The following is a 26,378-nucleotide window of genomic DNA, read 5'->3' on the forward strand; positions in this document are numbered from 1 at the left end:
AAGAAGAGTGTGACAACAGGTTACAGAGTTTATAATCAAACCTGTAACCTGAATTTTACTTTCCCATTTAAATTCACACAGCTTGCTGAGCAAATCCATCCAGCAGTTGTGAATTAGTATCGGCAGGTTGAGAGGAAAGTTTACGTTTTTTTACTGCCCGTGAAGGGGGCTGACAAAGACTACAAACAAAGCTATTTACCGGTTGGTGAGCGTGTGTGATAAAAGTTCCACCACAGCAGCGACATTGTGTTGGCTGTAACATCCCACTGTCAACAAAACGAACCAATGTCCAAGCTCTGGTTAATGCCAGAACAGGCCCTTCTTCACTCGCCGGAGGACATTGCTCAAGATATAAACGATAAGCTTTGACAACAGCCTCTACGCCTTCACAATGTCCACTTTTCAACAGAAAACGGTAAGCATTGTAGAACATTGACGAATGAATATTCTGTTCCCAAGTCATAAACCAATCCGTCGAAAAGGGGAGCATCCCTTTAGGCGGAGGGCTTCCCCGCAACTCTTTATACAACCGGATCAACCGGCCTCTACTTAGTTGTGTTTCACTTTCAAGCATCTGCAATCGCGCGCCTAAAGTGATGAGTTCCATTGCCAGCTGAATATCTTTCGCTTCCTGAACAATACTTTTTTCAACCATCTTTACGCTCTTTTCTTGATTGAAGTGTCATCCTGGGCGGATAACTGCTGAAAAAGATGAGTAGACAGTAAGATACCTGTATGAATTTGTTGCAGATCGTCCACCCGCGATTCTTTAGTTAACTGCTGTACAGTTTCGTTGTCTTCAAACCGAAAATGGCAAATCAGTTGGTTTGTTTCAGCTAATTTTACTAACTGAGGCAATGTCAGCTCGGCCAACGTATCAGCCATCGATTCACTAATACCTAAACGGAACATCGCAGATGCTTTCTCATGGTTAATTAGCCGTTGTGCCAAAAGCAAATACGATAAATTTATGTCATAAATATGTTTGAGCAATTCAGCCGTACTCATTTCTATATATCCCGTCCGATTACATGAAAAAATCAAATTAAGTGATCAAAGAATCACTCACGACAAAATTACCAGTAGCATGAGATTCAATAATCTCCGACATAACTGAAATATACATCTTTAGCCAGAGCAGTAACTGTCCTTTGTATTACTCTTGGGATCGCCCAATTTCTAAAATATTTCGGTAATGGGTTGTAAAAGTATTATTGCGTCATCTGGGTAATGCACTTGCCACAATTGATTAAGAATATTCTTAATGCTAATTAACTTTACTCCTGAATCATCAACTTATACAACGGAGAACATATGTCATTTTAAATACTATGTGATCCTGATCACAAAACTGGTGCTTTTTATTATGATTCTAGCTCATTAACTATTCAAGCAAAAAAAAACGAGAAATAGTCTACAATTAATAAGTTAAATTATTTAAATAAAAATATTAGGCAGCGTTTTTGGTTTTATACGATCTATTAAACTTATAAATCCAAAATAACGATAAAAAATCTTTCCTTTAGTTAAATTATCAATATTCTAATAAAATTTGCTTCTTGATAATGTAGGTAGGCACTCATCTTCCACTATAACTTGATTTAGATCATAGTCATGCCAAATTTATTAATTAAATGTGAATACTAGTTATTGAAAAGCTATCAGTATGATCATTTTTAGTTTATGATCGCAGTATTTTCAAGCAGAAGAAAAAATGCACACCCACCCACTTGGAGCACAAACATCACACAGATCACAAAAATAAGATAAAATACAGTATGATATTGAAATAAAAAAACATCTGTATCTTCACCCCCTATAAACTCAACTAGCAAGGCTTTGCTAATTAAACAAAATTCAATCCCCTCTGCAATCTATCAAGGATATTTTTTACCATCATAATCAATAAATTTTTCTAAACCTAATAACTATATACACTGCTTGCTCGTGACATAAATTTAACCAAGAGTTCCTTGCTGATTATTTCCCCTCTTTAGCTAGCTCATACGCACAACAAATAAGAAAAATTAATCAATAATTTTCACACCCACAGCGCAAATGATAAGAATAGCAAATGTTTTATACAGCTTTTCCGCGCGGGAAAACCAACAGTTAAATTCTCAAACAAGGTAACTTATTGACCAAAAATTAATTTGCTTAAATAACAAAAAATATAAATATAAAATAATTCCCAAATGCAAATTTGGCAACAGCATATTATCACATAAAACCTAATTAAAAGAAGAATAAAGAATTAGAATAAAAATAAATGAAACCATATGTAAAAACAGATATAAAAAAGTAATTCATCCCATTTAACTTTGGAAATAAATAGTAATAGATAGATTAATTTGACGTTTCAAATAAAAAAAATAACAGGTAAATGTAACGCTATTGTTTCCTTAAATTCATTTGTATTGTGATAGACAATTCGTTTTTAAAGAATAACATCAATACCTATTCTAAATATCTGCAAAAAGTTCGTCATGATGAGAGTCATAATGTCATATATTCCGTATGAATTACTCCCTTAACCCACACAGAATAAGATATTATTTAATGAGAATTATTTACAACCATCCATCAAATCGATGAATGTAAAACCGCTTCATCATTTGAGCAATGATACAATAGCTTATTAATGTCCCAATTAACCATGGAAAATATTCCCACGGTAGTGGTTGTAACCCAATTAGGGTACCAAAGGCGGAGAATGGAATGTAAACACCAAGTACCATTATTATTAGTGTCGTTAATAAAACAGGGAGTGCTGCCGTACTTTGCACAAAAGGAATTTTTTGTGTACGCAACATATGTACAACCAAGGTCTGTGATAGCAATCCTTCCACAAACCACCCCGATTGAAATAATGCTTGATGTTCTAGACTGTTAGCTGCAAATACATACCACATCACAGCGTAAGTCGTAATGTCGAAGATAGATGACGTAGGACCAATCCAGAGCATGAAGCGTCCTATATTCTTCGCATCCCATTTACGAGGTTTTTTCAGAAACTCCTTATCCATTTTATCCCACGGCAAAGACAGTTGAGAAATATCGTACATTAGGTTTTGTACAAGCAAATGAATGGCTAACATCGGTAAAAATGGAATAAATGCACTGGCAACCAATACAGAAAATACATTTCCAAAATTTGAACTCGCCGTCATATTTAAATACTTGATGATATTCCCAAACGTTTCCCTTCCCTTAATTACCCCCTCTTCTAAAACCATCAAATTCTTCTCAAGCAGGATGATATCTGCTGATTCTTTTGCGATATCCGTCCCTGTATCAACTGAAATTCCAACATCGGCATCCCGTAATGCTGGCGCATCATTTATTCCATCACCAAGAAAACCAACAGTATGTCCATTATTTTGCAATGATTTTAAAATGCGTGATTTTTGCAAAGGGGTTAACTTACAAAAGACTGACCTTAACTCCACTTCTTTTGAAAGGTTTTCATCACTCATTAGTTCAATATCAGGGCCAATAAGAATATTTCCAGAATCTAAATCCACATCCCGGCAAATTTTAGCCGTAACAACAGGATTATCTCCGGTAAGCACCTTAACCGAAACACCATTTTCCCTTAATGCCGCAATTGCCATTGCAGCACTTTCTTTTGGTGGATCTAAAAATGTTAATAAACCTTGTAGCACCATCTCCTTTTCATCTGCAACAGAAAGTGGGTGTTTCACTTCATCGTGACTTAACTCCCGAGTCGCTAAGATTAACACTCTGAAACCTTGTTCGTTATAACGGCTAACTAATTCCATTACATTGTTGCGGCTTTCTTCAGTTAGAGAAATAATTTTCTCTTTTATCCTGATATAGGAGCAAACTGATAGCATTTCCTCTGCGGCCCCTTTGCAAACTAATTGATAGTTATTAGACAAATTCTGTATAGAAATTGACAATCTGCGCCTAACAAAATCAAAAGGTAACTCATCAATTTTTCTGTAGCTGCGGAGGAAATCAAGATCTGAATTACTGCATCCATACCTAACAATGGCTTGATCCATTACGTTTTTGGTACCACTTTGATGAAAACTGTTTAACCAAGCCCAGTGGAGTACAGAAGCATCTTCCTTGCCTTCTGTATCTAAATAGTGCTGGAGAATAATTTTATCTTGCGTCAGCGTTCCTGTCTTGTCCGTACATAATATGTCCATTGCACCAAAGTTCTGGATTGCATTGAGTCGTTTGACAATGACCTTTTTCTTTGACATAGCAATAGCCCCTTTTGCCAAATTGGAACTGACAATCATGGGCAACATTTCAGGTGTTAAACCAACAGCAACCGCCAGTGCAAACAACGCCGCATCAAGCCAATCTCCTTTTGTTAAGCCATTGATTAACAATACAATTGGTATCATGACCAACATAAAACGGATCAATAGCCAGCTAACACTATTAACACCGCGATCAAATGCGGTTTGTGCTCGAGTTCCTACGATAGATTTTGCCAGTGAACCAAAGTAAGTTTGCTTGCCTGTCGCTACAACCACCGCAGTCGCAGTACCACTGGTCACATTGGTTCCCATTAAGCAGACATTAGAAAATTCAAGTAACTCTGTTTCAGATACATTATCAGAACGAGCTGTCTTGGCACTCACATGAGACATAGTGTCATATTTTTCGACAGGGATCGCTTCCCCTGTCAAAATTGCCTGGCTGATAAATAAATCTCTGGATTCGGTTAAGTACAAATCTGCTGGGATCATGTCTCCGGCAGATAAATAAACAATATCTCCTGGAACCAGGTGCTTGATTGGAATTTCTTTTTTCTGTGATTTAGTATTATCAGAAGGGCGTCTCAAAACGGTTGCTGTTGTATTCACCATTGATTTCAAGGCTTCCGACGCTTTATTTGTTCGATATTCTTGCCAGAACCGAAGTAATCCGCTTAATGTAACCATTATTAGAATAATAATGACACCTGTAAGCGCTGTTTCTTCTCCGTTAAGTGATGGCAACAAATATTCAGTACAAAAACTGATAGCAGCTAATAATAGCAATACATAGATAAACGGATTGTGGAAAGCGGTAATAAGTTGCATCAAGGCATGAGGTGTCTTTTCATGTGCAACTTCATTAATACCATACTGGCCTAAACGTTCTATGGCATCATCATCAGTTAAACCCAATGTACTACCGTTGAGATCAGTAAGAATATGTTCAAGGTTTTGATTAGCTCGTTTCGCGACGATAAATTCTTTTTCCTTGAAAAAATTGGCTGGTTTATTGGTGTATTTCTCAGTCATAACGCTTTCTCTATATTCAATTTGCAATAGCTATCACCCCTTTTCGCAAGGGATCATTTCCATATAAAGCTTTTATGCGTTGCCTATCTGAGAAACAAAATTACTTACTCCATAGGCAACATCTCATTTAGTGTAGGGGGAGGGATATCGTCCATATTGACTCCTTATTGATATAAGATTATGGAATTAAAAATAAAAAAATATTCTAAGCGGGTAGTTCAGCCGCAATTTTCCAATTAACTGAAGTCACGCTTTTCTCCAAACTTACTCGACAAACAATCGATTCGATTTCTTTTTGCTCCGCAGGTGTTGCTAATATTTCGGCACAAACCTCAAGCCTGTCAGGCTGAATGGCATCCGCACTGCTCAATGACTGCAATCTGACACCTAAGCCATTGAGTGCTTGTAAAATCAAAGTCCTTACCAAGATTTCATCATTTATGGCGCAAATAATATGGATCTTATAACGCTGTTCTAAATCTAAAGCTTGCTGGTGAGGTTGAGTATTAATTCGTTGTGCGATCTCCCGCAATAAAATGTTCGCACAGAGAATAATCGCTGTAGCAATTCCTGCTGCCCAATATTGCCCCATACCACATAACTCCCCTATTCCCGCTGAACACCATAATGTCGCTGCTGTATTTAAACCACGAATGCTCATTCCCTGACGCATAATCACACCAGCACCAAGAAAACCAACTCCAGAGATAATTTGTGCAGCAATACGATCAGGATTTCCCTCAGAAGCACTCATTGCAGTAATCATGAAAAGTGCAGCACCTGTTGATACCAAAGCGTTGGTTCTTAATCCCGCCATACGTTGACGCCATTGGCGTTCGGCCCCAATCAAAGCCCCAAAACACAGCGCAGATAGTAAGTGCATTGCAATAGATGTTAACAACATGGCATTCTCCATAACATCAAATGGATAAAGATACTCTAAGTCCCTCAAGTTGTTGATTCTGAACTTGATTGATTAGTACCTGTTAGGTGCAGAAAATCATGTACATAGAGGCTGGCTCATTTAATTTTATTTGCTGAGCTTTTTATTGGTTGGGTTTTTTAATTCGTTATAAAACTAATACCCAAAAAATAGCCTGAAGAGATCATCTCTTCATCGTACAATATTCTGACAACGAGTCTTTAATCGATTATTCGTATGTTCCCGGAGGGAATAAGGAGTGAATATATGACCACATCATGTATACCCCGATATACCTTTAGTTGATACCTGACTAAGAATTCCAACTCAGTAGTTCCTTAATATCAGATAACTTTTCTTCAGGTGGGTACAACTCATGAAGTTAAAGTAGCACCGCCCACCATTCAGGTAAGCAGCAAATCGAAGGGATATGAACAGCTTACCAGATTATTTTTTTATTTAACCAAAAACTTCGACTGTCCAATTAATCGTTCTCCAATAGAATTTGCGGGGGAGTATAAACAGTTAAAATTAACAAGTAAAGGCCTTAAACAAGCAGATTGTTCTACAAAACAGAAATGACTTTCCGTTTTCTTCACTAACTTTCTCTATGTTATTTTTTATCAACCCAATAAATAACCTGCGGAAATTTTAGAATCGAACATCTAAAATGAGACTGGTGAAATAAATTTTATGATGCAGAAAACACGGTGCAGGAAAACAAAAAGCCCGCCGCGGCATTTCCGCTGGCGAGCTTAAATAAGGCATAAGGCAGAAGTTAGATAGCAGTCACGTTTGCTGCTGCTGGGCCTTTGGCACCATTTTCAATGGTGAATTCTACGTTCTGGCCTTCTGTTAAGGTTTTGAAACCATTACCTTGAATGGCAGAGAAATGTACGAATACGTCTTTGCTACCATCAGCTGGAGTGATGAAACCAAAGCCTTTAGATTCGTTGAACCACTTCACTTGACCTTTCATTTTGTCAGACATTTGACTTTCCTATATATCAAAAAAAACTCGCCACCTCGGGCATGTGTTGGCCAGTATCAGCTATTACTTATGGAGGCACTAAGAAGGAAACGGTCAACAAAGGCTACCAGAGGGATAGCACTTACACATAACTCATTAACTCAATATGTCGTACATAAAGTAGGTCTGTTAATCAGGCCAAACGCATTAACGCATGACCGCACACGAATATCAACCTTTTTATGAATTATCGTTTTAAAAAAAACTCAGACGCTCAATATTAGAACAGAATAACATAATAAACAGGTTTTTTTATAATTTTATTTGATTTATTCAACTTTTTCTTAGCGAGAAAAATACAAGATATTGCTTGCCAACAATAACAATTTGCCAAATAAATTAAAGCAATTGCTATACAGATATAGGTTCAGGACATGCTAACCTTGAAAATGCCATAACTTTCAATTCGATCACGATTTTTACAGCATTTTTTACGACACAATTTCTACAAATGAGTGGATTAGTATTATGAAAATCATAAAACAGATATTGATTCAGGATCTTGAGCGGATCAATCTTAAAGAGCATCGTGATGGTAAAATACATTTCAACAGCATTTTTATTCGCCATCATCCCTACTTGTGTCTGGCGATGATTATTGCCTATGCTTTTCTTGCTATGCTCATGTGGTACGCACCCTATTTTGGCACTTGGTCTCTTTTTGCATTTACTCTGGCCTTTATTGCTATGGCATGCATTCTGCTATTTGATATCAAGCCAGTCTATCATTTTGAAGATATTGACGTACTTGATTTACGGGTATGCTATAACGGTGAATGGTTTGTCAACGAGCAAGTTTCTAAGAAAGCGATCAATAGGATACTTACTCATCCCCAAGTACCAAATATAATCAAAGATGACATCAAGCATATCATTCAGAAGAAACAGGGGGTTTGTTTTTATGATGTGTTTATGCTCGCTTGTTCGGAACAATCACCCTATGCCCAATCTATTAACATGGTTAATAAAAGTGCATAAATCTAATAGATTCAATAGAATAGTACAATGATAAACCAAGAAGCTCATATGGTGAGCAAACAGTAAGAAAAAAGCATTTTTGCGTTGACACTATTCCAGTTCATCGCTAATATTCGCCCCGTTCTCAGGAACAACCCGATTCCTCCATAGTTCAGTCGGTAGAACGGCGGACTGTTAATCCGTATGTCGCTGGTTCGAGTCCAGCTGGAGGAGCCAAATTCAAACATCTCGCTAAGTAAGTTAGCGTGATGTTAAGGTTGAGAAAAGTAACTTAGCCTAAGCCTTTTCAAGCGGCTTCCCAATCGGGAAGCCGCTTTTTTTCATCCTGATTTTTTATTTCCCATGATTAAGATCAACGTGTTCTGCACTTGTTGCCAGCATCTATTAAAAACCAATCCTGCACATACCTACTTTGTAAGATCTTGTATTTTCTACTTAGAATTCAATAAAAATAGCGATAAAAGCAACAAATATAAAATAAGCTGAGTTTTTCCAAGATAAACAAAAGACAATAAAGATGATAAAACCAATAAAAACTCAAATTATTAGATACTTTTTAAGCAAAAAATAGCAAAAAAACCATTCCGGCGAAAAAAAAATCAATTAGTTTTGTTTTTAATTTTTTTACTTTACAACATAAAACCATTCACTGTATTATCCATTCCGTTCTCAGGAACAACTCAATTCCTCCATAGTTCAGTCGGTAGAACGGCGGACTGTTAATCCGTATGTCGCTGGTTCGAGTCCAGCTGGAGGAGCCAGATTTTTGGAAATCCCGATTAGCTTTGCTGGTCGGGATTTTTGCTTTTAGGTATCAATTGTTATCCATTCTTCCCTTTATCTCCATCTCTTTATTTCCCGTTTCTTCTCTAATTTCAAATAGCCTTGCCGACGTGATTACCTATGCTAAAAACACAAAATGATCATAAACAGCCCAACAAGCACATATTACGAACAATCAAACACTTATTGTTATTTTCTGCTTTGACAATCATGAAAAATGCCGCTATTATTCGGACCACTTAAACGGAGTTCCTCCATAGTTCAGTCGGTAGAACGGCGGACTGTTAATCCGTATGTCGCTGGTTCGAGTCCAGCTGGAGGAGCCAAATATTTTGAAGAACCTGATTAGTTTCGCTAATCAGGTTTTTTGCTTTCTGGTCTCCTGTTTTTTTATCCTTCCCTTTTTAGTATCTCCATTTTCAGAACTCTTTCTTCTTGTTTCCCTCTTCGGTTACTTACTCTTACTGCTCCACTTCTGCTCCCCGATTTACTATCATCAGCCAGATTTAGTCAAAAAACACACATAACGTACAGATTCTCAGCAATCAAACGGTTATTACTATTTTCTGCTTTGACAAACGCAAAAAATGCCGTTAATATTCGCCCCGTCTTGAAGGAGTTCCTCCATAGTTCAGTCGGTAGAACGGCGGACTGTTAATCCGTATGTCGCTGGTTCGAGTCCAGCTGGAGGAGCCAAATTCAATTCACCCTCGTGTTGTTACTTCTATTTTTTCCTTTTTTGATACGATAATTTCCTCTACGTACCCTTACACAAATAAACTTAAAATTCTAATTTTTCAAAATTTAGAGAATATTATCATCCAATAATAGCTATTTAGCTATTTTCACTTTATCATCCCCCTCCGGCTTAAGGATCGCTGAATCAGCATCCATCATTTTTCACTTATATTCTGGAGCCGGTTCCATGACCATTGAATCATATACTATTAAAATCCGCCGCCCTGACGACTGGCATGTTCATTTTCGTGATGGTGATATGCTAAAAACCATTGTCCCCCATACCAGCCGTTTTTTCGGCCGAGCTATCGTCATGCCCAACCTCGTCCCTCCAGTGACAGATGTTGCCAGTGCCAAAGCCTACAAAGAGAGGATAATTGCAGCAACACCGTTAGATCATCATTTCCAACCTCTTATGACTTGTTATCTGACAGATTCAACAGCCAGCAATCAAATTGAGATTGGTCATAAAGAAGGCATCTTTACCGCTTGCAAACTTTACCCCGCCAACGCAACAACAAATTCTAGCTACGGTGTTTCCGATATCAAAAAGATTTACCCATTATTGGCGACCATGGAAAAAATAGGTATGCCATTGTTGATCCACGGGGAAGTTACCGCTTCTCATATTGATATTTTTGACCGTGAAGCGCGCTTTATCGAACAGGTAATGGAACCATTGCGCCAGCAATTTCCGGGATTAAAAATCGTTTTCGAGCATATTACAACCAAAGAAGCCGCAGAATATGTTCTAGAAGGCAACAATAAATTAGGCGCGACATTGACACCACAGCACTTAATGTTCAATCGCAACCACATGCTGGTTGGTGGTATTCGCCCCCACCTTTACTGCTTACCTGTACTAAAACGCAATATTCATCAGGAAGCCCTCAGAGCAGCAGTTGCTAGTGGTTGTAACCGCTTTTTCTTAGGCACGGATTCCGCCCCTCATGTACTGCACCGCAAAGAATCTTCTTGTGGCTGCGCGGGCGTTTTCAATGCTCCAACCGCCCTGGCAGCCTATGCCACTGTTTTTGAAGAAATGGGTGCAATGGAATATTTCGAGTCCTTCTGCTCCCTGAACGGTCCTGCATTTTACGGTTTGCCAGTTAATGATGGCTTTATCGAACTCACCCGCAAACCAACTCCCGTTGTTGAATACATCGAGTATGGTGACGAAAAGTTGATTCCATTCCTTGCAGAGGAAGATGCAGGATGGGATGTAAGGGTATGTGAGTAACTTTAGCACGCTCCTTGGTGCGGAAATTATTCTTTATTTCCGCACAATCCCGACCTGATAAAAAGCAGAAATAACCCATAATGGTTCTTCTCAGTTCTGATGCAAAAAATCCTGTTTTTTTCACTTCTTAGATTGCCAAAAAGGTTTATACTGCTAAGGTCTTGTCTTAGACGAGACCTTTTGCTCTTAGTCAATTATATCAATAATGATTCTGTAGTCTGATTAGGAGGTTATATGGGAAAAGAAAATGAAATAATTCAAACACATCCTGTTGTAGGCTGGGATATCAGCATTGTCGATGCCTATGACGCCATGATGATACGCCTTCATTACTCATCCACCCAAGATCAAACAACAGAAAATGTCAGCGTTGACAAAACGTTATGGTTAACAACAGGCGTAGCCAAACAGCTTATCCTCATTTTACAAGCCGGGATTGAAAAAATAGAATCCTCAGAATACAGCCAACTTGATCATATTAAACATTAACAATAACTAGGTTTAACACCTCCAACACATTCGGACACTCAATATATTGAGTGTCCCAAATGCACAACTGAACACATATCAACCAATAAAATTATCCATATGGTTTATTATCCTTCATAATATTGTATTATACGTCCGTATTCACCCGCCTAATACTTAGCTATTAAGCTAATTATTTAAATATAACCATAGTAGAACAAGGATGTTCAAGTAATGAAACTATTAGTCATTGATGAATGCTATTATACACGACTGGGAATTATTGAATCCCTAAAAGAAAATACAGATATTCTCTCTTTAGGCGCTGTATCAATACATGATGCCATAAATATTTTGCCTGCCTTCTCTCCAGATATTATTTTGGCGAATTTGACCAGTTATGGTTACTACAGTGAATATTGTGAACAACTAAAGTTATTAGTTTCTTCAGTTTATGGTGCTCGTAACTATATTTATGTAGATAAAACATACCCTACCAGGAAAACACCTATCCAGTTGACAAATAAAGACTTTATATTACCAAAAAAAGATCTAACGATATTACTTGAACGCCTAAAAGAAATGGCATCATATGATATTCAATGTTATTTCTCTAATTTTAGTGCGCATAGTTCTATTTTTGGTCATCAGGAAGATCGTATTATCTATTATTGGATGTTAGAAATGGATACCCATAAAATTGCCAAAACTTTAAAAATTAGTAATAGTACAGTTTATTCTCATAAGAGGCATATTATAGAAAAAATAGGGGTATCTAACAAAATAGAGTTACTTTTTATTTACAATATCTTTAAATATTTTTGTTAAGTCTTTTGAATAATCTATTTTAGTACGAAATTCCCATTCACATAACAAATTATGTGAATGGGATAAGTAAGCACAGAGAATAAAGCTACAATTTGAAAGATGGGAACGACGATAACTTAAATCACTACTATTTAATAGATTGCAGTGATGTAATATTCAAACCATCATTTAATCGATAGCGGGACTTATTAAAAATCTTAGCCCCATTCTCTCTTCCTGCACGGCGGGCACGCTGTTCTTCTTCTGGCAGTTTCATCTCTTCACGGCAAGCATCGCTACAACAGCCTTCGAAACGCGCTGCACAAGATGGGCACTGGATAAATAACAAATGGCAACCATCGTTCTTACAGTTGGTATGGCTATCACACGTCGCTCCGCATTGGTGACAGTGAGCAATAACATCGTCAGTAATACGCTCACCCATACGCTCATCAAAGACAAAGTTCTTACCAACAAAACGAACAGGCAATTCTTGTTCTTTCGCTTTGCGGGCATACTCAATAATGCCACCTTCTACGTGGTAAACTTTGCTAAAGCCGTTATGCAACATATAAGCACTTGCTTTTTCGCAACGAATTCCGCCAGTACAGTACATAACAATATTTTTTTCTTTATTATCCTTCAGCATTTCTACAGCCATTGGCAGCTGTTCACGAAACGTATCTGATGGAACTTCAATCGCGTTTTCGAAATGCCCAACTTCATATTCGTAGTGGTTACGCATGTCGACAAAGACGGTATCAGGATCATCCAGCATTTGGTTAACCTGCTCCACCTTCAGATATTCACCTGTTTTAGATGAATCAAAAGTTTCATCTTCAATCCCATCTGCAACAATGCGCTCACGCACTTTCATGCGCAGCACCCAGAATGATTTACCATCATCTTCTAACGCAATGTTAAGGCGCAAATTATATAATGCCGGATCGGTTTCATCCAATAATGTCTTCAACGCATCGACATTCTTGGAAGGCACACTAATTTGTGCATTGATACCTTCTTTGGCGATATAAACCCGCCCAAAGACAGATAACTCGGTAAACTTTTGATACAGGCTATCGCGAAAAGTCTGTGGGGCGGAAATGGTGAAATATTTATAAAAAGAGATAGTAGTGCGCGGCTCAATTTCAGCCAACATGTGCTCTTTCAACTCTTTGTTAGAAATACGGTTATGTAACACTGGCATGGTGTTCAAAATATCCTTGTAACATATTGATATTAATACATTAATGTCTATCTATGTCCACAGAGTGTCCACGCTAGACCATTATCGAAAAATTTTAACTAGAAACCCCTTGTATCATACTAGGGGTTTTTTATTTTCTACAATATTACTTTTTCCTGTGACCAGGATCTATCAATCTGCCGTAATGGCTGAACGGAACGTCTTCTAAATTATCAGATAAGTCTCACACCCATACGGTACAAAACTTGATTATTGTTTGTTGTATGCAATATTTAGTCGTACACATGCTTATGAAAATCAAGGATTATCTTAATGAAAAAATATATCTGTACACCACTTTTGCTGGCCTCATTTGGTGCTTTCGCACAATCAACAAATCACTCAGTTTTGCAGAAATCAATGAAAATGTGGCAACCACTATCGATTAGTGACAGTGGGGTCATGCTCCCAATAGTTAGATCGCCCCTGCAAGATAGTATTCACGTTCAACAAACGTCCCTATCACTTTAGCGTGCATCTCTTCGGATTTGGAATAGCCTATTGTTTTCCGATCGAGCCTCTTGATGCGAATACGCAGAGTCAGATTGGTTCTCTCGATACGCTGGGTAAATTTCTTCCCTCTGAGGTGCCTCCCCTCAGGAGGGCAGTCATAGACGGCATAATCATCGGTACAGTAATATTGGATTTCAAAAGGTGCCAGTAGCGCTAACAGATTTTCCAGCGTTTTCCTGCTGCGATCACCAAATACATGCGCAACTACCGTTTTTCGGTTTGGTTCCCAGGCATACCAGAGCCAACGCTGATTTTTCTTATTACCAACAAACGACCATTGTTCATCGATTTCACCGATAATTTCGATGTTGTTTCCCATCAATGGGAGTGTGGTTACCTGTCTGGGGTCGAGTTTTTTAATGTGCGGAGCACCGTGTTGATACCGACCTTCAGAGTCCGAGCGGTGTCTCTGATACCGCTGTTATTTACCGCCATATCAACGATCTGCGCTTTTACTCCGGGTTTGCAAGCCTGATAGGTGTAATTTAATTGAAAGGTTTTACGGCAGGCATAACAGTGATAACGCTGATGCCCACTACGACCTTTTCCATGTCCTTTCACATCTTCTGTTTTGTGACAATAACGACACCGTGTGCCGCTCCAATTAATGGGCATTATCCCGCAGAACACCGGCGGCTTTGGGGATGTGGAGAAAGCGGCCAAGGTGTTTGTGCGCAACGAATTACTGCCACTGCAAAGCAAGATGCAGCAGTTGAATGATTGGCTTGGGGAAGAAGTGGTGCGGTTTGACCGGTATTCGCTGGAGACGGACAATAACGACTAACCCACCTACCTTGATGACACGACCGTCTGCGAGGCGGTCTTTTTTTGCCTGAATAAAATGTAGTTTCAAATGTAATAATTATGTGATGAAATTTGACACGTCATTAGACGCCGCGCCTGCCCACTAAATGTGTCGCTTTTTATGCACCTGCAAGGGATCTTCTAAAGCCCGTTAATACTGGTGCTTTGCGGGGTATGAGATCTTTATTTGATCTTGCGGATTGAGGCGCAAAATGAGTGATTTTATGCAAGAGGGAATATCACTGCTTTTTTATTCGAAAACTGAAACTGCCTTACTGATATGTAATGATAGTTTGTAGGAGATTTTATGGCCCGATTACTTACAAAAGATGAGTACATTGACAATTTTATTGCATCCGAAAAACAGACATATAGAGTAAACTGGACTAGAGATAATCATTTGAATACACTAATTTTATATGAACCTGTCCCACATATCATCCCTGCTCATTTAGATTTAGATGTTGGATATAGTGGTAACCTATCTGCACTCACCTATTACCCACGACCTCCGTCGATCGGCGCATGGATATTATTTAAATATGATTTATGGTACGACACTGCTTTCAATCAATTACCCATAAATGGGTTTATGCAAGATGCCGTCCGGCGTGTCATGAAATATTGGACGCCCCATGATTGGCGAGGGTTTTAATTTATATCCCTATCCCGCCCCTCAAAGGCGGGATTATTCATAACTTCGTGACATGTCACAACCTCACTTCATGCCAGCCCTGTGTCACCCAACATTGAGGTCACCCAAAAAGCAGCATTCCGCCACCGGAAGCGCATCACCGCACTGGCTACACTGCCGCGTTGTCAGCGCTTCCAGTGTCTGCTGCAATTGTGCATCATCTTTGCGGATCAGCAGCGTGAGATAGCGGATAGTGATTTATGCTTTTCCATCACGCCGATACAGGGGGATGGTGACTACGATGGTCAGAGGCAGCAAAACCTTACCAAACAGTGAGTCTGGCAAATGAGTCATCACCAGATTCAATATTTAATACCGCAAAATTTCGATATTCCACTAAAAAGTGTCACAATACACCAATCCGATTTTTAGAGTCTATCTTAGGCATCTATAATTCAGACAGATTGAAACCGATTCAAAATAACAAATAACATACAGAAAACACATGATACAAGCACCTCCTTTTTGTCGTTCGCTTTTACATCCCCGCTACTGGCTAACTTGGCTAGGTATTGGCATACTTTATTTACTGGTTTTGCTACCTTATCCAGCGATTTATTGGATGGGAACCCGACTTGGACGACTTTCACTGCGTTTCTTAAAAAAACGGGCCAAAGTTGCAGAGCGCAATCTGTCCCTCTGTTTCCCTGATATGCCAGCAGAGAAACGACAAGAATGGCTAGTCAGAAATTTCGAATCTGTTGGCATGGGCCTGTTTGAGACAGGAATGGCTTGGTTTTGGCCTGACTGGCGCATCAAGCGTTGGTTCAAGGTCACTGGACGGGAACATATCCAACAAGTGCAATCCACAGGCCAGGGAATTATTGTCATTGGTATCCATTTCTTAACGCTGGAATTGGGAGCGCGTATTTTTGGTATGCTGAACCCAGGTATTGGTGTTTATCGTCCCAATGACAATCCTGTCATGGATTGGCTACAGACTTGGGGGAGGCTCCGCTCCAATAAATACATGCTGGATAGAAAAGATGTTAAGGGCATGATCCGATGCCTAAAAAATGGTGAAATTGTTTGGTATGCCCCTGATCACGATTACGGTCCACGTAACAGTGTATTTGCCCCATTATTTGCTGTTGAACACGCTGCAACTACAACCGGAACCTCAATTCTCGTCCGTTTGGCCAAACCAGCACTGATCCCTTTTACTCCGCGAAGGTTACCCAATGGCAAGGGTTATGAGTTAATTATTCAACCCGCTGTCGAAAATTTTCCTTTGCAAGATGAAACAGAAGCAGCAACATTCATGAATAAGGTGATTGAAAAGGAAATTATGCAGGCACCCGATCAATATATGTGGTTGCATCGCCGTTTCAAAACTCGCCCTAAAGGTATGCCATCTTTGTATGGTGACAATGAGAATATTCACTGATCAACATCATCTGGCTGTTATTTCCTAAGTAACAGCCAATATCTTCCCCATATCTGAGTCAGGAATATTTAGTAGTATTTTGCCCAGGGTTCACATTGGTTACATAATATTATTATAATAATAATTAAATGTTTCACTTCATGGAAAGCACATCTTGAATAATTACAAGTTATTACCCGCTTTAGTATCAATATTGCAAACACTTAACCTAACTGAGTCTTCAAAGCAATTAGGTGTTACACAATCAGCAATGAGCAAAATATTACATCAGTTGCGTGAAGATTTTCATGACAAAATTATTGTGAGGGAGACAAACCAATTTATTCTCACCCAAAAAGGCGATAAACTGAAAGAAAAACTTCCAGCTTTGATGCAACAATTAGATAACCTCTATGCACCAGAGAGAATGGAACCAAATCTTTGTCAGAGAACATTCACCTTAGCATCCAGTGATTATGTCGCCCAAGCCATCTTGCCATCTATAATTTCTAGCATTGAAGCTAATGCTCCTAACGTGAGTATTGAATATAAATTGTGGCATAAAGACAAGTTGAATAAGTTTGCTGAGCAAGATATTGATTTAGTCGCAACCATTGCTGATACAATACCGGATAACTTATACGGTAAAATGATGGCTGAAGATCAACTTACCGTTGTATTTAGAAATTCACATCCCAAAGCTGATAGCGATATGACTATTAACGACTATACAGAAGGCCGACATATTTTGATCAGTGGTGGGGGAGATAAAGACAGTTCTGTCGATCACATGTTGGCAAAGATGAACCTAAATCGCCACATTTACGCTACAGTTCCCTTTTTCCAGGCGGCCATTGAGTTATTGTTAAAAACAGACACCATGCTAACCATACCTCTGCATATTGCTGCTGATTTTGCTCAAGATTATGATTTACAAATAAGACGTTTACCTATTGATATTAAAGCACAAAAATACTATTTGCTATGGCATGCGAAACTTCACCAAGATCCAGAGCATAGATGGTTTAGGGATATTTGTTTTCCTCTGATCAAAACTCATCTTGAAAGAACTATCGAACATGGTATGAAATTAATTCATACCTACAAGTAGATTTTTCGTCTTTTATAGATGACCTTGTTACATTAATATAATCATCACTTTTTCATAGATGGTAACATCAGTTATTTTTAATTCTATAATGGTAATAAATATGCTTTCTATAGAAACACTTGTTACATTTATCAGTATTTCAACCTTCCTATGCTTCTTGCCAGGCCCTGATAATATTTTAGTTTTAAGTCAGTCTGCAATAAATGGGTGCAAATATGGAATATTAATTACCATTGGTTTATGTATTGGATTAGTAATACATACTTCTTTAGTTTCATTAGGCATTGCAGCAATAATACAAGCTAATACGCTGGCCTTTAAAATTATCAAATTATTTGGTGTATTTTATTTAATCTATCTGGCTTGGGGAGCCTTTAAGGCAAAGCCTATTCATATCAAAAGCAACACCAAAAGTTTTAATGACACAAAAAAATTCATTAAGAAAGGTTTGTTTATGAATCTATCAAATCCAAAAGTAATTATTTTCTTTTTGGCTTTTCTGCCCCAGTTTACTACTGACAATACAATCGCTATTTCAGTATCTCTTCAATTATTATATCTAGGTTTAATATTTGTCGTAATTGCTTTTATTGTATTTACGATCATATCCTATTTATCCGGATTTTTAAATAAAATGATATCCAGTAAACCATCAGTACAAACTATTCTTAATAAAATTACCAGCTTGATATTTATAGTATTAGCCATTAACTTATGTATTGACCAGCGTCTACCAATCGTTTAATACCTTTTGCTACTAAATTTACGAATCCTTTCGCTATTTTTGGCATCCTTGCACACTATATCTTAGCTTTTGTTACATTTAAGCGGCAGGGTTGTATCCTGTGTTAACTCACTTAATAGTAAGGAGAGCAGGCATCGGCAATATCAGCATAGGAATAACCATTCCCCTGCTCTTTCTCTAATTTCTGCCTTGTCTCCCTATAGCAACGGCGTTTACCCTGCTCTCTGAAATGATGCATCATGTCGTCTTGTGGCTTATGGGCAAATTTAAACTGTTGATCACTCCAATCATAAGACAGTTTCCAGCTCTCTTTATCAAGTCCATTGTGGTGCTTATTAAATTTATCATTATATTCTTTCTGTTCATTCTCCCGTTTCTCGGCTAAAGCATTATCTTTAGCCAATTTTTCGGTATTCCAATTCCCACTATCCAGTGTGTTCCTCTTTTTCAGGTACTCTTCTGAGGGTTTGTTATCCGCGGGCATATCGCTTTGGTAGCTTAAATCCAATGCCAGAGCCTGAGAAAACCAGACTGACAAAATAAAAAACAGGCAATGAGATCCTTTGATTTTCATATCATTCCTTATTGGGACTATAACAAATAGTTATTATTATTAATAATCATTATCATATTGTGCATCACGACTTCAGAGAAAGTCTAAGTCTTCGCTAGCGGCTACGGGCTCAATTAATAAAATCTCAAGCCTCTTTTGATTTGTTGTCCTATAGCAATGACGTTTAGTTTGCCCTCTGAATACGGTCAGTTTTGTTTCATTAATCGTTCTATATCTCGCTTTAGATCTTGCGGATTGGGGGGATAATCCTTAAAGCTAAAGCTGTTCGACCTATACCAATCAGATGATCGATTATTATACTCTTTCTGTTCATTTTCCTGCTTCTCAGCTAAGGCATTATCTTTAGCCAGTTTTTCGGTTCCCCAATTTCCATCGTGCAATTTGTCCCTCTTTTTCAGGTACTCTTTTGAGGGGTTGTTATCCGCGGGTACATCGCTTTGGTAGCTTAAATCCAAAGCCAGAGCCTGAGAAAACCACACTGACAAAATAAAAAACAGGCAATGGGATCCTTTGATTTTCATATTCTTCCTTAGTGGAACTATAACAAAGAATTATTATTTAATAACCATTATCACCTAAGGTCAACACTACAATTTCTGTGTATTTTGCAATCAAACAAAATAACTCTTTACAAATCAATAAGGTTTCAACATTCTATATTTTGCTTTTCATTATAAAAATTAAGTGAGATTCTGATGCACCCATATCCTATTTATCACGTCGATGCCTTTACGGAAAAATCGTTTTCTGGCAATCCTGCTGCGGTTGTTTTGCTGGATAAATGGCCAACAGATGAAATACTGATTTCTATCGCTGCTGAAATTGGCCTGCCGGAGACCGCTTTTTTGGTAGAAAATCATCTACGCTGGTTTACACCTAAAGTCGAAGTCGATTTATGTGGACATGCAACACTGGCGACCGCGTTTGTCCTCATAACCCATCGCAACATCCAAGAGAAATTACTCACATTCAAAAGCCGCTCAGGTGAACTCCGGGTTTCTCATCAAAATGGTGTTTTTACATTGGATTTTCCTGTCGCCGATTGCCATGAAGAAAATGACCTCATTCCTGTCATACAAGACGCCCTGGGACAAAATGTTTCCGCAGTTTTGGCTTCTCATGATCGTTATATTTGTGTTTTAGATTCTGTAGAACAAATCATTAATACCCACCCCGATTTTAATAAGATTGCGGCCCTGCCCTTGTCAGGACTTACCATTACCGCTCTCGGTGATTCGTCCGCTGATTTCGTTTCTCGCTATTTTTCACCAGCTAAAGGTGTCAATGAAGATCCTGTTACAGGCTCCAGCCATTGTGTTCTTGCTCCTTTCTGGGGAAAGCAGCTCAATAAAACTGAGCTTCATGCCCGTCAATTATCAGAACGCGGCGGTGAGCTGTTATGTCGCATAAATGGGGATCGTGTTTATCTGACAGGTAAGGCGAGGCTCTTTTCACACGGTGAGATATTGCTAGAAAATATATAAGCAGGAAAAAAATGCCTCAATTATACATGTTCTATCTTGGTGGAAATGCTGGAAAATCCAATATTGAAGTTCACGATGTCCAATTTGCTGTAGTAGAAAAAATAGAAGAAGCATACCCTCTGTTACGCGAAGTTTGGTTTGGTGATAAAGATAAACTTCATCTGGATGGTTACATGCCCTTAACGTGGTCTGACGGCTATGATATCGCAATCAGTCATGATGAATATCATGGGGCAATGCGACTCTACTTTGTAAACCTTGGTGGTTACCAAAAAGATTCACTCGCAGAAGCCCATGAATCTGGGTTCTTTGTCGCCCGTTCAGCAGAAGAAGCGAAGGAAAAAGCCAAAGAAAGTTTACTGTCTGGTTATGGCCAATTACATAAAGATAATCTGAAAGATGTTGATGATTGCTTGCTCCTTAGACAAGTCAGTGGCTATCATATCCACTTAGCTGAAAATCCTCACGGTCAGCCAGATAAACCTGAATGGCAAGGATACCGTCCTATTGGTATTTAAAGGATTAATTAGATATGGTCAGCAAAATTTATTTGCTGACCAACATAGCGTCATCTACCATTAGACTTGATTACGCACCAGTAAATCTGAATTAATCTCCGAAATCGATTTCGCTCCGGTTAAAGTCATCGCTACCCGCATCTCTTTCTCAATCAGATCGAGCAAATTAGAAACGCCCGCTTCACCTGCCGCAGCTAACGCATAAACAAAAGCACGCCCCAGCAAAACGCTATCCGCACCCAAGGCAACCATTCTCACTACATCCAATCCGGTCCGGATACCGGAATCAGTAAGAATGGTAATATCGTTTTTGACTGCATCCGCAATCGCAGGCAAGGCGCGCGCCGTTGATAAAACACCATCAAGCTGACGTCCGCCATGATTTGAGACCACAATACCATCAGCCCCAAAACGGACAGCATCTTTAGCATCTTCTGGATCAAGGATACCTTTGATAATCATTGGTCCTTTCCAGAAATCACGGATCCATTCCAAATCTTTCCATGAGATTGAGGGATCAAAATTATTTCCCAACCAGCCAATATAGTCTTCCAATTTAGTCGGTTTGCCACGATACACAGAAATATTGCCCAGATCGTGTGGCTTGCCCCACAACCCGACATTCCATGCCCATTGAGGATGAGTCATCACCTGTAAAATACGACGCATGGCCGCATTCGGACCACTCATACCGGAATGTGCATCACGGTAACGCGCCCCAGGTACTGGCATATCAACGGTAAATACCAGATTTTTGACTCCCGCAGCCTGTGCTCTTTCCAGGACATTACGCATAAAACCACGATCTTTTAGCACATAGAGCTGAAACCAGATTGGACGATCTATTGCAGGAGCGACTTCTTCAATCGGACATACTGATACCGTCGACAAAGTAAATGAAATCCCCTTCTTGGCTGCGGCACGTGCGGCTTGCACTTCGCCACGACGCGCATACATTCCTGTCAGTCCAACAGGACCAAGTGTCACCGGCATTGACATCTTCTCACCGAATAAACTGGTTTCCAGGCTTAATTTGGACATATCTTTCAACACACGCTGGCGTAACTCAATATTGGATAGGTCTGTGGTATTACGTTTAAGGGTATGCTCTGCATAGGCTCCACCATCAATATAATGGAACAGAAAAGGCGGTAACTTAGCTTGTGCCGCATCCCGATAATCAGTTGAAGCGGAAATAATCATAATATCTATCCTAATGTAAAGTTATTCGTGCATTTTATGGTATACCATTATGTTTGGTCATCTTTATCCCCAATGCTTTAAAAGTTATCAGGTTTTTCTACACTAACAATAAAATCATCAAAATAAGCATATTGTTCCACTGGCAGCGCCCAATCCAGCGTAGAGCCACCGAAAAAAAACTCCATTTTATTGAATCAATAAAAATATCACTTTTATTTCTCAACTTAAGACTACCCGTTCTAAAAACCGATTTGAAATTTTTAGCAGAGTACTGCCCTATCTTGTGTACATAATTTACATTAATCAAATTATCATTATTTGCATTAGATACAGGAGGGAAATGAATTAGCACCATAACTAACTCCTTGGTAATTTATATTTACATTTTCACATAAATATCCAAATAGCATAAAAATCAAAAATATATTTTTATATTGCCCCTATTTAAAATGATATTCAAACCTTATAGTCAACAAACCATATTTAAAATAACTCATTGGTCTTTTATATTTAATACCTCCCTCCAGAATAAAATCAATAAGCTGGAGGGTTAGAAGATACCATTTATCTATGCTTATTCTGATAACATATTTTCCAGAATATCATAAACAGGTAACAAACGAGTGAATCCATCCCTATCAAGGAAATGTCCACCATTAACAATATTAATCACTTCCGTTTGCAAAGAATGAACCAAAGCTAGGGAGGATAGCGGAGAAACAATTTCATCATTAGATGAAATAAGTGAAAAACGGTGTTCAGTTACTTCACGTAAGAAAGTATAATCTAACGGTTCAACAGTAAAAGAATCCAATTCTGGTAAAGTAATTTGAGGTGAGTCAAATCCAGAAACCAAAATATATCCACCAATACGAAGATGCTGAGAACGTACCGATTCTAAATGCCGCAATAGCGTGATACAACCAAGACTATGACCAACAAAAATCGAGTCTTTGTCTACCTTAGAGACGATATCCATCAACATCTTAGCCCAGGCTTCAGGTTTAGGAGACGATGTATCAGGCATTGTAGGTATGATAACCTCTGCGCCCTGTTCAGTAAGTTTCTCTTTTAACCAAGGGAACCAATGTGATGAAGGCGAAGCAGTATATCCATGAACAATAATTATTCTTTTGCCAGCAAATCGCCCTTGACCACTTATTTTTTCTGAGATCACTCATTTTCTCCTATTTAATAATTTATCTATTTATAGAGTCAACCATCTAATCATTAAGAGCTTGAGATTGAGGTAAGTCAATAATAATGTACATGACCTTAGTCTTATCCTGCGAGTTCTCTGACCTGTTTTTCGATCCAAGAAATTACTGCATAATTATTAAACAAGTAAAAATGCCCTCCTGTGAAAGTTTGTTGTTCTATTGGCGCAGGTAACACTCGCCTCCATTCCGCCAAACGAGAAACAGGAACTCTATTATCCCGATCTCCTCCTATCACATAGGTTGGGATATTCAATTTTACTTTCGGTAATAAAGACAAAGAATCCAACAAAATGAGATCGTTTTTCATTGTTTTGATCACATAATTACGTAATTCGGGGTTAGCAAGAACATCTGGCGGTGTTCCTTCACATTGCTCAAGGATATTCAAAACATAAGAGTCAGAATATTCCTCACATGGCTTATTTTTAAACCCTTCGGGATCAATAAAACCACGGGCAGAGATAATAAGTGCTAATTGCTTTTCTGGTAATTCACTCTCCAGCCTACGAGCAACCTGATAAGCAAGTTCCGCGCCTAAACTGTGCCCAAACAGTAATAAAGGTTTATCCTCTCCTAACCTTAAACGCTTTATTGCGGCAAGGATATCAGACAAAACAATTTCAACATCCACCTGAAAAGGTTCTGAAACACGCATTCCCCTGCCTGCAAGCTCCAAACAATAAATTTCAATAAATTCAGATAACTTGTGAGCCAACTCAATGTAGGAAAAACAAGAGCCTCCGGCGTGATGAAAAAATAACAGTTGTGCTCCGGCCTCTGGCCTTTTAATCGTAGAAAATAAAACTGAATCAGACAAAATGAAGTTCCTTTAGCAGATAAGAGATTCCCATGAATTCTTCAAGTTATTGCTTTGTGGTTTACAACTGTAACTTGAAATCGATTGATTATAAATAACTTTGAAAAATATTCATTAGAGAAAGAATAATAACTATCTATTTCTTTTTCTATAACAGAAAAAATTGATTAGCTTATCATTATTAATTAACTCACAACGCTAGATTTGATGCAATTGCGAGCGAAGCAAAAGAAACTCAGTAAATGCCTAAGACATAGATAACGTGTTGATTACAATAAAAAGCATAGAGCCTATCAGATAGGGCTCTATGCTTAAGTTTATACCTTTAATTTATCGCGCACAGCCATTAATGCAAACCCGAGTAAGTTGAGACCATCCCACATCAAGGGATTATTAATGTTAAGAGTGTCTTCTGATAATCCGATCCCCCAAATGCGGTCAACGGGACTAGCCTCAACTAATATTTTATCCCCAGTATTCAATAAAAACTCTGCCAAGGACTTGTTTTGAGAAAACTTCGCTAAGTTTCCTTCAACCACTATATTTAACCGATGTTCATCCCAAATCGACTGGTTAAACCCTCGAATTTCACGCCCATATGCTTTTGCCGCACCTGGATTTTTAGCATTGATAATTTTTTTCAGTACTTCGTGATCATTAAACAAACGGGCTTTACCTGCCATCATATAATGTTCCGCACTGACATATTTTATATTATCAACAATAAATGGAGCTGGATACCACTGACTTAAACAAGATTTAGTTATATGGTTGGAATGATTGGTTTTATGCCCCCAGAAAAAAAGATATTTCAGTTTTTTTCCTGTCTGGTGCAAATCACATAAGATTTTAATATCCATACTAACTCTCTATAACATGCTAATTTATCTTTAATACATAAACATTCCCTATCATACAAATTATTTTATGTTTGTCGATGCATATTACATTAGTTTGATTGATATAGCATAAAAACAACTAAAATAAATTAAAAATCACTCATGTAAAAGAGAGAAAGTAAGAATAACCACACGTTTTTTTAATAGATCTTCATATTATTCTGAAATTATTTAATATTCAATTTACGACCAATGGCAAATACAGAAACCAATCCCACCAAATCTATAGTGATTAAAGTACCAGCAAATAATATTTCTCCTCTAAAAGCAAAAACAGTCGCAATGATTAAGATAAATAAGGTAATAAAAAAGCCCATCCATTGCCCTCGCCTATCTCTGTTTATCACCCCATCCAACGCCTTATTCTGCTTTTCATGTTGAAAAATCTGCTCTTTTTCTCTGAAAGTAAATACTCTTTCAGCGTAACCGGGTAAAATTGATTCATATTTCTTCAATACTTCAGGGGATGGAAATGAATCAAGACAATGAGATATCTCTTTATTTTCGAGTAAATATCCATCTGATGAATCAGCATCTAAAGCATTGCGGTAATCATTTACGGGCATAATGTCAAGAATGCTCCCTATCGCTTTGAAGTAATGACCAATGTTAAAGTTCACGTTTTCTCCCTCAGCAATATACACAAAAAATGCTTTAATAAAATCAGTGAGATAATTAAGTTCAACCTATAATAGAGATGAATTAATCGTACTTCTGATATCTTCGTTATTCACAATACACCTTGCTTTTGGCTAGGGAACGGGCGGCATTCTTCAGCTTTGTAGGTTCCATCTTCTTGACGAATCAAAAATATTTTCCGGCCTGAACGCAACGCCTTACTGATCGCTGTTTGATGAACACCTACCAAACGAGCTGCTTTAACTTGACCATTCAACTTTACATATTCTGATAATGGGATTTTTTCCATACGATTTCTCCTCCTCTCAA

At 38.3% G+C, this 26,378-nt stretch carries 26 protein-coding genes, 4 tRNA genes and 1 pseudogene; 16 read left to right on the forward strand and 15 right to left on the reverse strand.

Features of this window, described 5'->3' with window-relative positions:
* Positions 1-73: 73 nt before the first annotated feature.
* The 5 genes from flhC to cspE form a co-directional block, all read right to left on the reverse strand.
* A complete protein-coding gene (gene flhC / locus IQ209_RS01640; RefSeq protein WP_193848381.1) occupies positions 74-655 on the reverse strand; it encodes a flagellar transcriptional regulator FlhC in 582 nt (193 codons plus the stop codon).
* Positions 656-657: 2 nt separating this feature from the next.
* Complete coding sequence (gene flhD, locus IQ209_RS01645; RefSeq protein WP_193848383.1) at positions 658-1,008, reverse strand: flagellar transcriptional regulator FlhD; 351 nt, start codon at positions 1,006-1,008, stop codon at positions 658-660.
* A 1,562-nt stretch (positions 1,009-2,570) separates the two neighbouring features.
* Positions 2,571-5,270 carry a magnesium-translocating P-type ATPase gene (mgtA, locus tag IQ209_RS01650; protein WP_193848385.1) on the reverse strand — a complete coding sequence of 900 codons (2,700 nt, stop codon included), beginning with the start codon at positions 5,268-5,270 and terminating at the stop codon, positions 2,571-2,573.
* A gap of 205 nt (positions 5,271-5,475) precedes the next feature.
* A complete protein-coding gene (locus IQ209_RS01655; protein WP_255528736.1) occupies positions 5,476-6,174 on the reverse strand; it encodes an MgtC family protein in 699 nt (232 codons plus the stop codon).
* 796 nt (positions 6,175-6,970) lie between these two features.
* Positions 6,971-7,183, reverse strand: a complete 213-nt coding sequence (cspE, locus tag IQ209_RS01660) for a transcription antiterminator/RNA stability regulator CspE (RefSeq protein WP_047766586.1) — start codon at positions 7,181-7,183, stop codon at positions 6,971-6,973.
* Between the two features lie 507 nt (positions 7,184-7,690).
* Between cspE and IQ209_RS01665 the strand changes: the two genes are divergently transcribed.
* The 8 genes from IQ209_RS01665 (at position 7,691) to IQ209_RS01700 (ending at position 12,257) form a co-directional block, all read left to right on the forward strand.
* Positions 7,691-8,200, forward strand: coding sequence for a YlaC family protein (locus IQ209_RS01665; protein ID WP_193848387.1), 510 nt, complete (start codon positions 7,691-7,693; stop codon positions 8,198-8,200).
* Between the two features lie 140 nt (positions 8,201-8,340).
* Positions 8,341-8,416 (forward strand) — tRNA-Asn (locus tag IQ209_RS01670).
* A 469-nt stretch (positions 8,417-8,885) separates the two neighbouring features.
* Positions 8,886-8,961: transfer RNA gene (locus IQ209_RS01675), tRNA-Asn, on the forward strand.
* Positions 8,962-9,233: 272 nt separating this feature from the next.
* Positions 9,234-9,309 (forward strand) — tRNA-Asn (locus IQ209_RS01680).
* A 294-nt stretch (positions 9,310-9,603) separates the two neighbouring features.
* Positions 9,604-9,679 (forward strand) — tRNA-Asn (locus IQ209_RS01685).
* Positions 9,680-9,908: 229 nt separating this feature from the next.
* Complete coding sequence (pyrC, locus tag IQ209_RS01690) at positions 9,909-10,961, forward strand: dihydroorotase (RefSeq protein WP_193848389.1); 1,053 nt, start codon at positions 9,909-9,911, stop codon at positions 10,959-10,961.
* Between the two features lie 234 nt (positions 10,962-11,195).
* Positions 11,196-11,450: a biofilm formation regulator BssS gene (gene bssS / locus IQ209_RS01695; protein ID WP_099131256.1), complete on the forward strand. Its 255-nt coding sequence runs from the start codon at positions 11,196-11,198 to the stop codon at positions 11,448-11,450.
* 213 nt (positions 11,451-11,663) lie between these two features.
* Positions 11,664-12,257, forward strand: a complete 594-nt coding sequence (locus IQ209_RS01700; protein ID WP_193848391.1) for a LuxR C-terminal-related transcriptional regulator — start codon at positions 11,664-11,666, stop codon at positions 12,255-12,257.
* Between the two features lie 127 nt (positions 12,258-12,384).
* Here the strand turns inward: IQ209_RS01700 and IQ209_RS01705 are convergent, their stop codons facing one another.
* The gene (locus tag IQ209_RS01705; protein WP_193848393.1) at positions 12,385-13,443 is read right to left on the reverse strand and encodes a rhodanese-related sulfurtransferase; all 1,059 of its coding nucleotides are present in this window, start codon (positions 13,441-13,443) and stop codon (positions 12,385-12,387) included.
* Positions 13,444-13,897: 454 nt separating this feature from the next.
* A protein-coding gene (locus IQ209_RS01710; protein ID WP_228005643.1) for an IS1 family transposase occupies positions 13,898-14,610 on the reverse strand; the annotation gives its coding sequence in 2 pieces (ribosomal slippage) (positions 13,898-14,355 and positions 14,355-14,610; 714 coding nt in all).
* Between IQ209_RS01710 and IQ209_RS01715 the strand changes: the two are divergent.
* The 6 genes and pseudogenes from IQ209_RS01715 to IQ209_RS01740 form a co-directional block, all read left to right on the forward strand.
* Positions 14,582-14,779 (forward strand): annotated as a pseudogene (locus IQ209_RS01715) (capsid portal protein); the annotation flags it as partial. The gene IQ209_RS01710 and the pseudogene IQ209_RS01715 overlap by 29 nt on opposite strands.
* Before the next feature lie 327 nt (positions 14,780-15,106).
* On the forward strand, positions 15,107-15,454 hold the full coding sequence (locus tag IQ209_RS01720) for a hypothetical protein (protein WP_193848395.1): 348 nt from the start codon (positions 15,107-15,109) through the stop codon (positions 15,452-15,454).
* 81 nt (positions 15,455-15,535) lie between these two features.
* Positions 15,536-15,769 carry a hypothetical protein gene (locus IQ209_RS01725; protein WP_193848397.1) on the forward strand — a complete coding sequence of 78 codons (234 nt, stop codon included), beginning with the start codon at positions 15,536-15,538 and terminating at the stop codon, positions 15,767-15,769.
* A 169-nt stretch (positions 15,770-15,938) separates the two neighbouring features.
* Positions 15,939-16,880 carry a Kdo(2)-lipid IV(A) acyltransferase gene (locus tag IQ209_RS01730; RefSeq protein ID WP_193848399.1) on the forward strand — a complete coding sequence of 314 codons (942 nt, stop codon included), beginning with the start codon at positions 15,939-15,941 and terminating at the stop codon, positions 16,878-16,880.
* A gap of 154 nt (positions 16,881-17,034) precedes the next feature.
* Positions 17,035-17,970: a LysR family transcriptional regulator gene (locus IQ209_RS01735; protein ID WP_193848401.1), complete on the forward strand. Its 936-nt coding sequence runs from the start codon at positions 17,035-17,037 to the stop codon at positions 17,968-17,970.
* Positions 17,971-18,070: 100 nt separating this feature from the next.
* Complete coding sequence (locus IQ209_RS01740) at positions 18,071-18,715, forward strand: LysE family translocator (protein WP_193848403.1); 645 nt, start codon at positions 18,071-18,073, stop codon at positions 18,713-18,715.
* 112 nt (positions 18,716-18,827) lie between these two features.
* Here IQ209_RS01740 and IQ209_RS01745 read toward each other — a convergent pair whose 3' ends face one another.
* Positions 18,828-19,289: a hypothetical protein gene (locus IQ209_RS01745; RefSeq protein ID WP_193848406.1), complete on the reverse strand. Its 462-nt coding sequence runs from the start codon at positions 19,287-19,289 to the stop codon at positions 18,828-18,830.
* Positions 19,290-19,474: 185 nt separating this feature from the next.
* Complete coding sequence (locus IQ209_RS01750; RefSeq protein WP_228005644.1) at positions 19,475-19,810, reverse strand: hypothetical protein; 336 nt, start codon at positions 19,808-19,810, stop codon at positions 19,475-19,477.
* 174 nt (positions 19,811-19,984) lie between these two features.
* On the opposite strand from IQ209_RS01750, the gene IQ209_RS01755 reads away from it, so the two are divergent.
* Positions 19,985-20,773: a PhzF family phenazine biosynthesis protein gene (locus tag IQ209_RS01755; protein ID WP_193848408.1), complete on the forward strand. Its 789-nt coding sequence runs from the start codon at positions 19,985-19,987 to the stop codon at positions 20,771-20,773.
* Between the two features lie 11 nt (positions 20,774-20,784).
* Entirely contained in the window at positions 20,785-21,291 is a 507-nt protein-coding gene (locus tag IQ209_RS01760; protein WP_193848410.1) for a DUF1543 domain-containing protein, read from the forward strand.
* Between the two features lie 60 nt (positions 21,292-21,351).
* Here the strand turns inward: IQ209_RS01760 and lldD are convergent, their stop codons facing one another.
* The 6 genes from lldD to IQ209_RS01790 all read right to left on the reverse strand — a co-directional run bounded on the left by lldD (position 21,352) and on the right by IQ209_RS01790 (position 26,358).
* Entirely contained in the window at positions 21,352-22,494 is a 1,143-nt protein-coding gene (gene lldD / locus IQ209_RS01765) for an FMN-dependent L-lactate dehydrogenase LldD (RefSeq protein ID WP_193848412.1), read from the reverse strand.
* A gap of 574 nt (positions 22,495-23,068) precedes the next feature.
* On the reverse strand, positions 23,069-23,671 hold the full coding sequence (locus IQ209_RS01770; RefSeq protein ID WP_339378857.1) for an alpha/beta fold hydrolase: 603 nt from the start codon (positions 23,669-23,671) through the stop codon (positions 23,069-23,071).
* A gap of 104 nt (positions 23,672-23,775) precedes the next feature.
* The gene (locus tag IQ209_RS01775) at positions 23,776-24,531 is read right to left on the reverse strand and encodes a thioesterase II family protein (RefSeq protein WP_193848414.1); all 756 of its coding nucleotides are present in this window, start codon (positions 24,529-24,531) and stop codon (positions 23,776-23,778) included.
* 317 nt (positions 24,532-24,848) lie between these two features.
* Positions 24,849-25,391 (reverse strand): NADAR family protein, encoded by a 543-nt coding sequence (locus IQ209_RS01780; RefSeq protein WP_193848416.1) that lies wholly within the window; start codon positions 25,389-25,391, stop codon positions 24,849-24,851.
* A 206-nt stretch (positions 25,392-25,597) separates the two neighbouring features.
* Positions 25,598-26,050 carry a DUF2335 domain-containing protein gene (locus IQ209_RS01785; RefSeq protein WP_193848418.1) on the reverse strand — a complete coding sequence of 151 codons (453 nt, stop codon included), beginning with the start codon at positions 26,048-26,050 and terminating at the stop codon, positions 25,598-25,600.
* A gap of 110 nt (positions 26,051-26,160) precedes the next feature.
* Positions 26,161-26,358 (reverse strand): Cro/CI family transcriptional regulator, encoded by a 198-nt coding sequence (locus IQ209_RS01790; protein ID WP_047771141.1) that lies wholly within the window; start codon positions 26,356-26,358, stop codon positions 26,161-26,163.
* Positions 26,359-26,378: the final 20 nt, after the last annotated feature.

Origin of the sequence: Xenorhabdus sp. BG5, from assembly GCF_015163665.1 — a bacterium.
In the GTDB taxonomy this organism is placed as follows: Bacteria; Pseudomonadota; Gammaproteobacteria; order Enterobacterales; family Enterobacteriaceae; genus Xenorhabdus.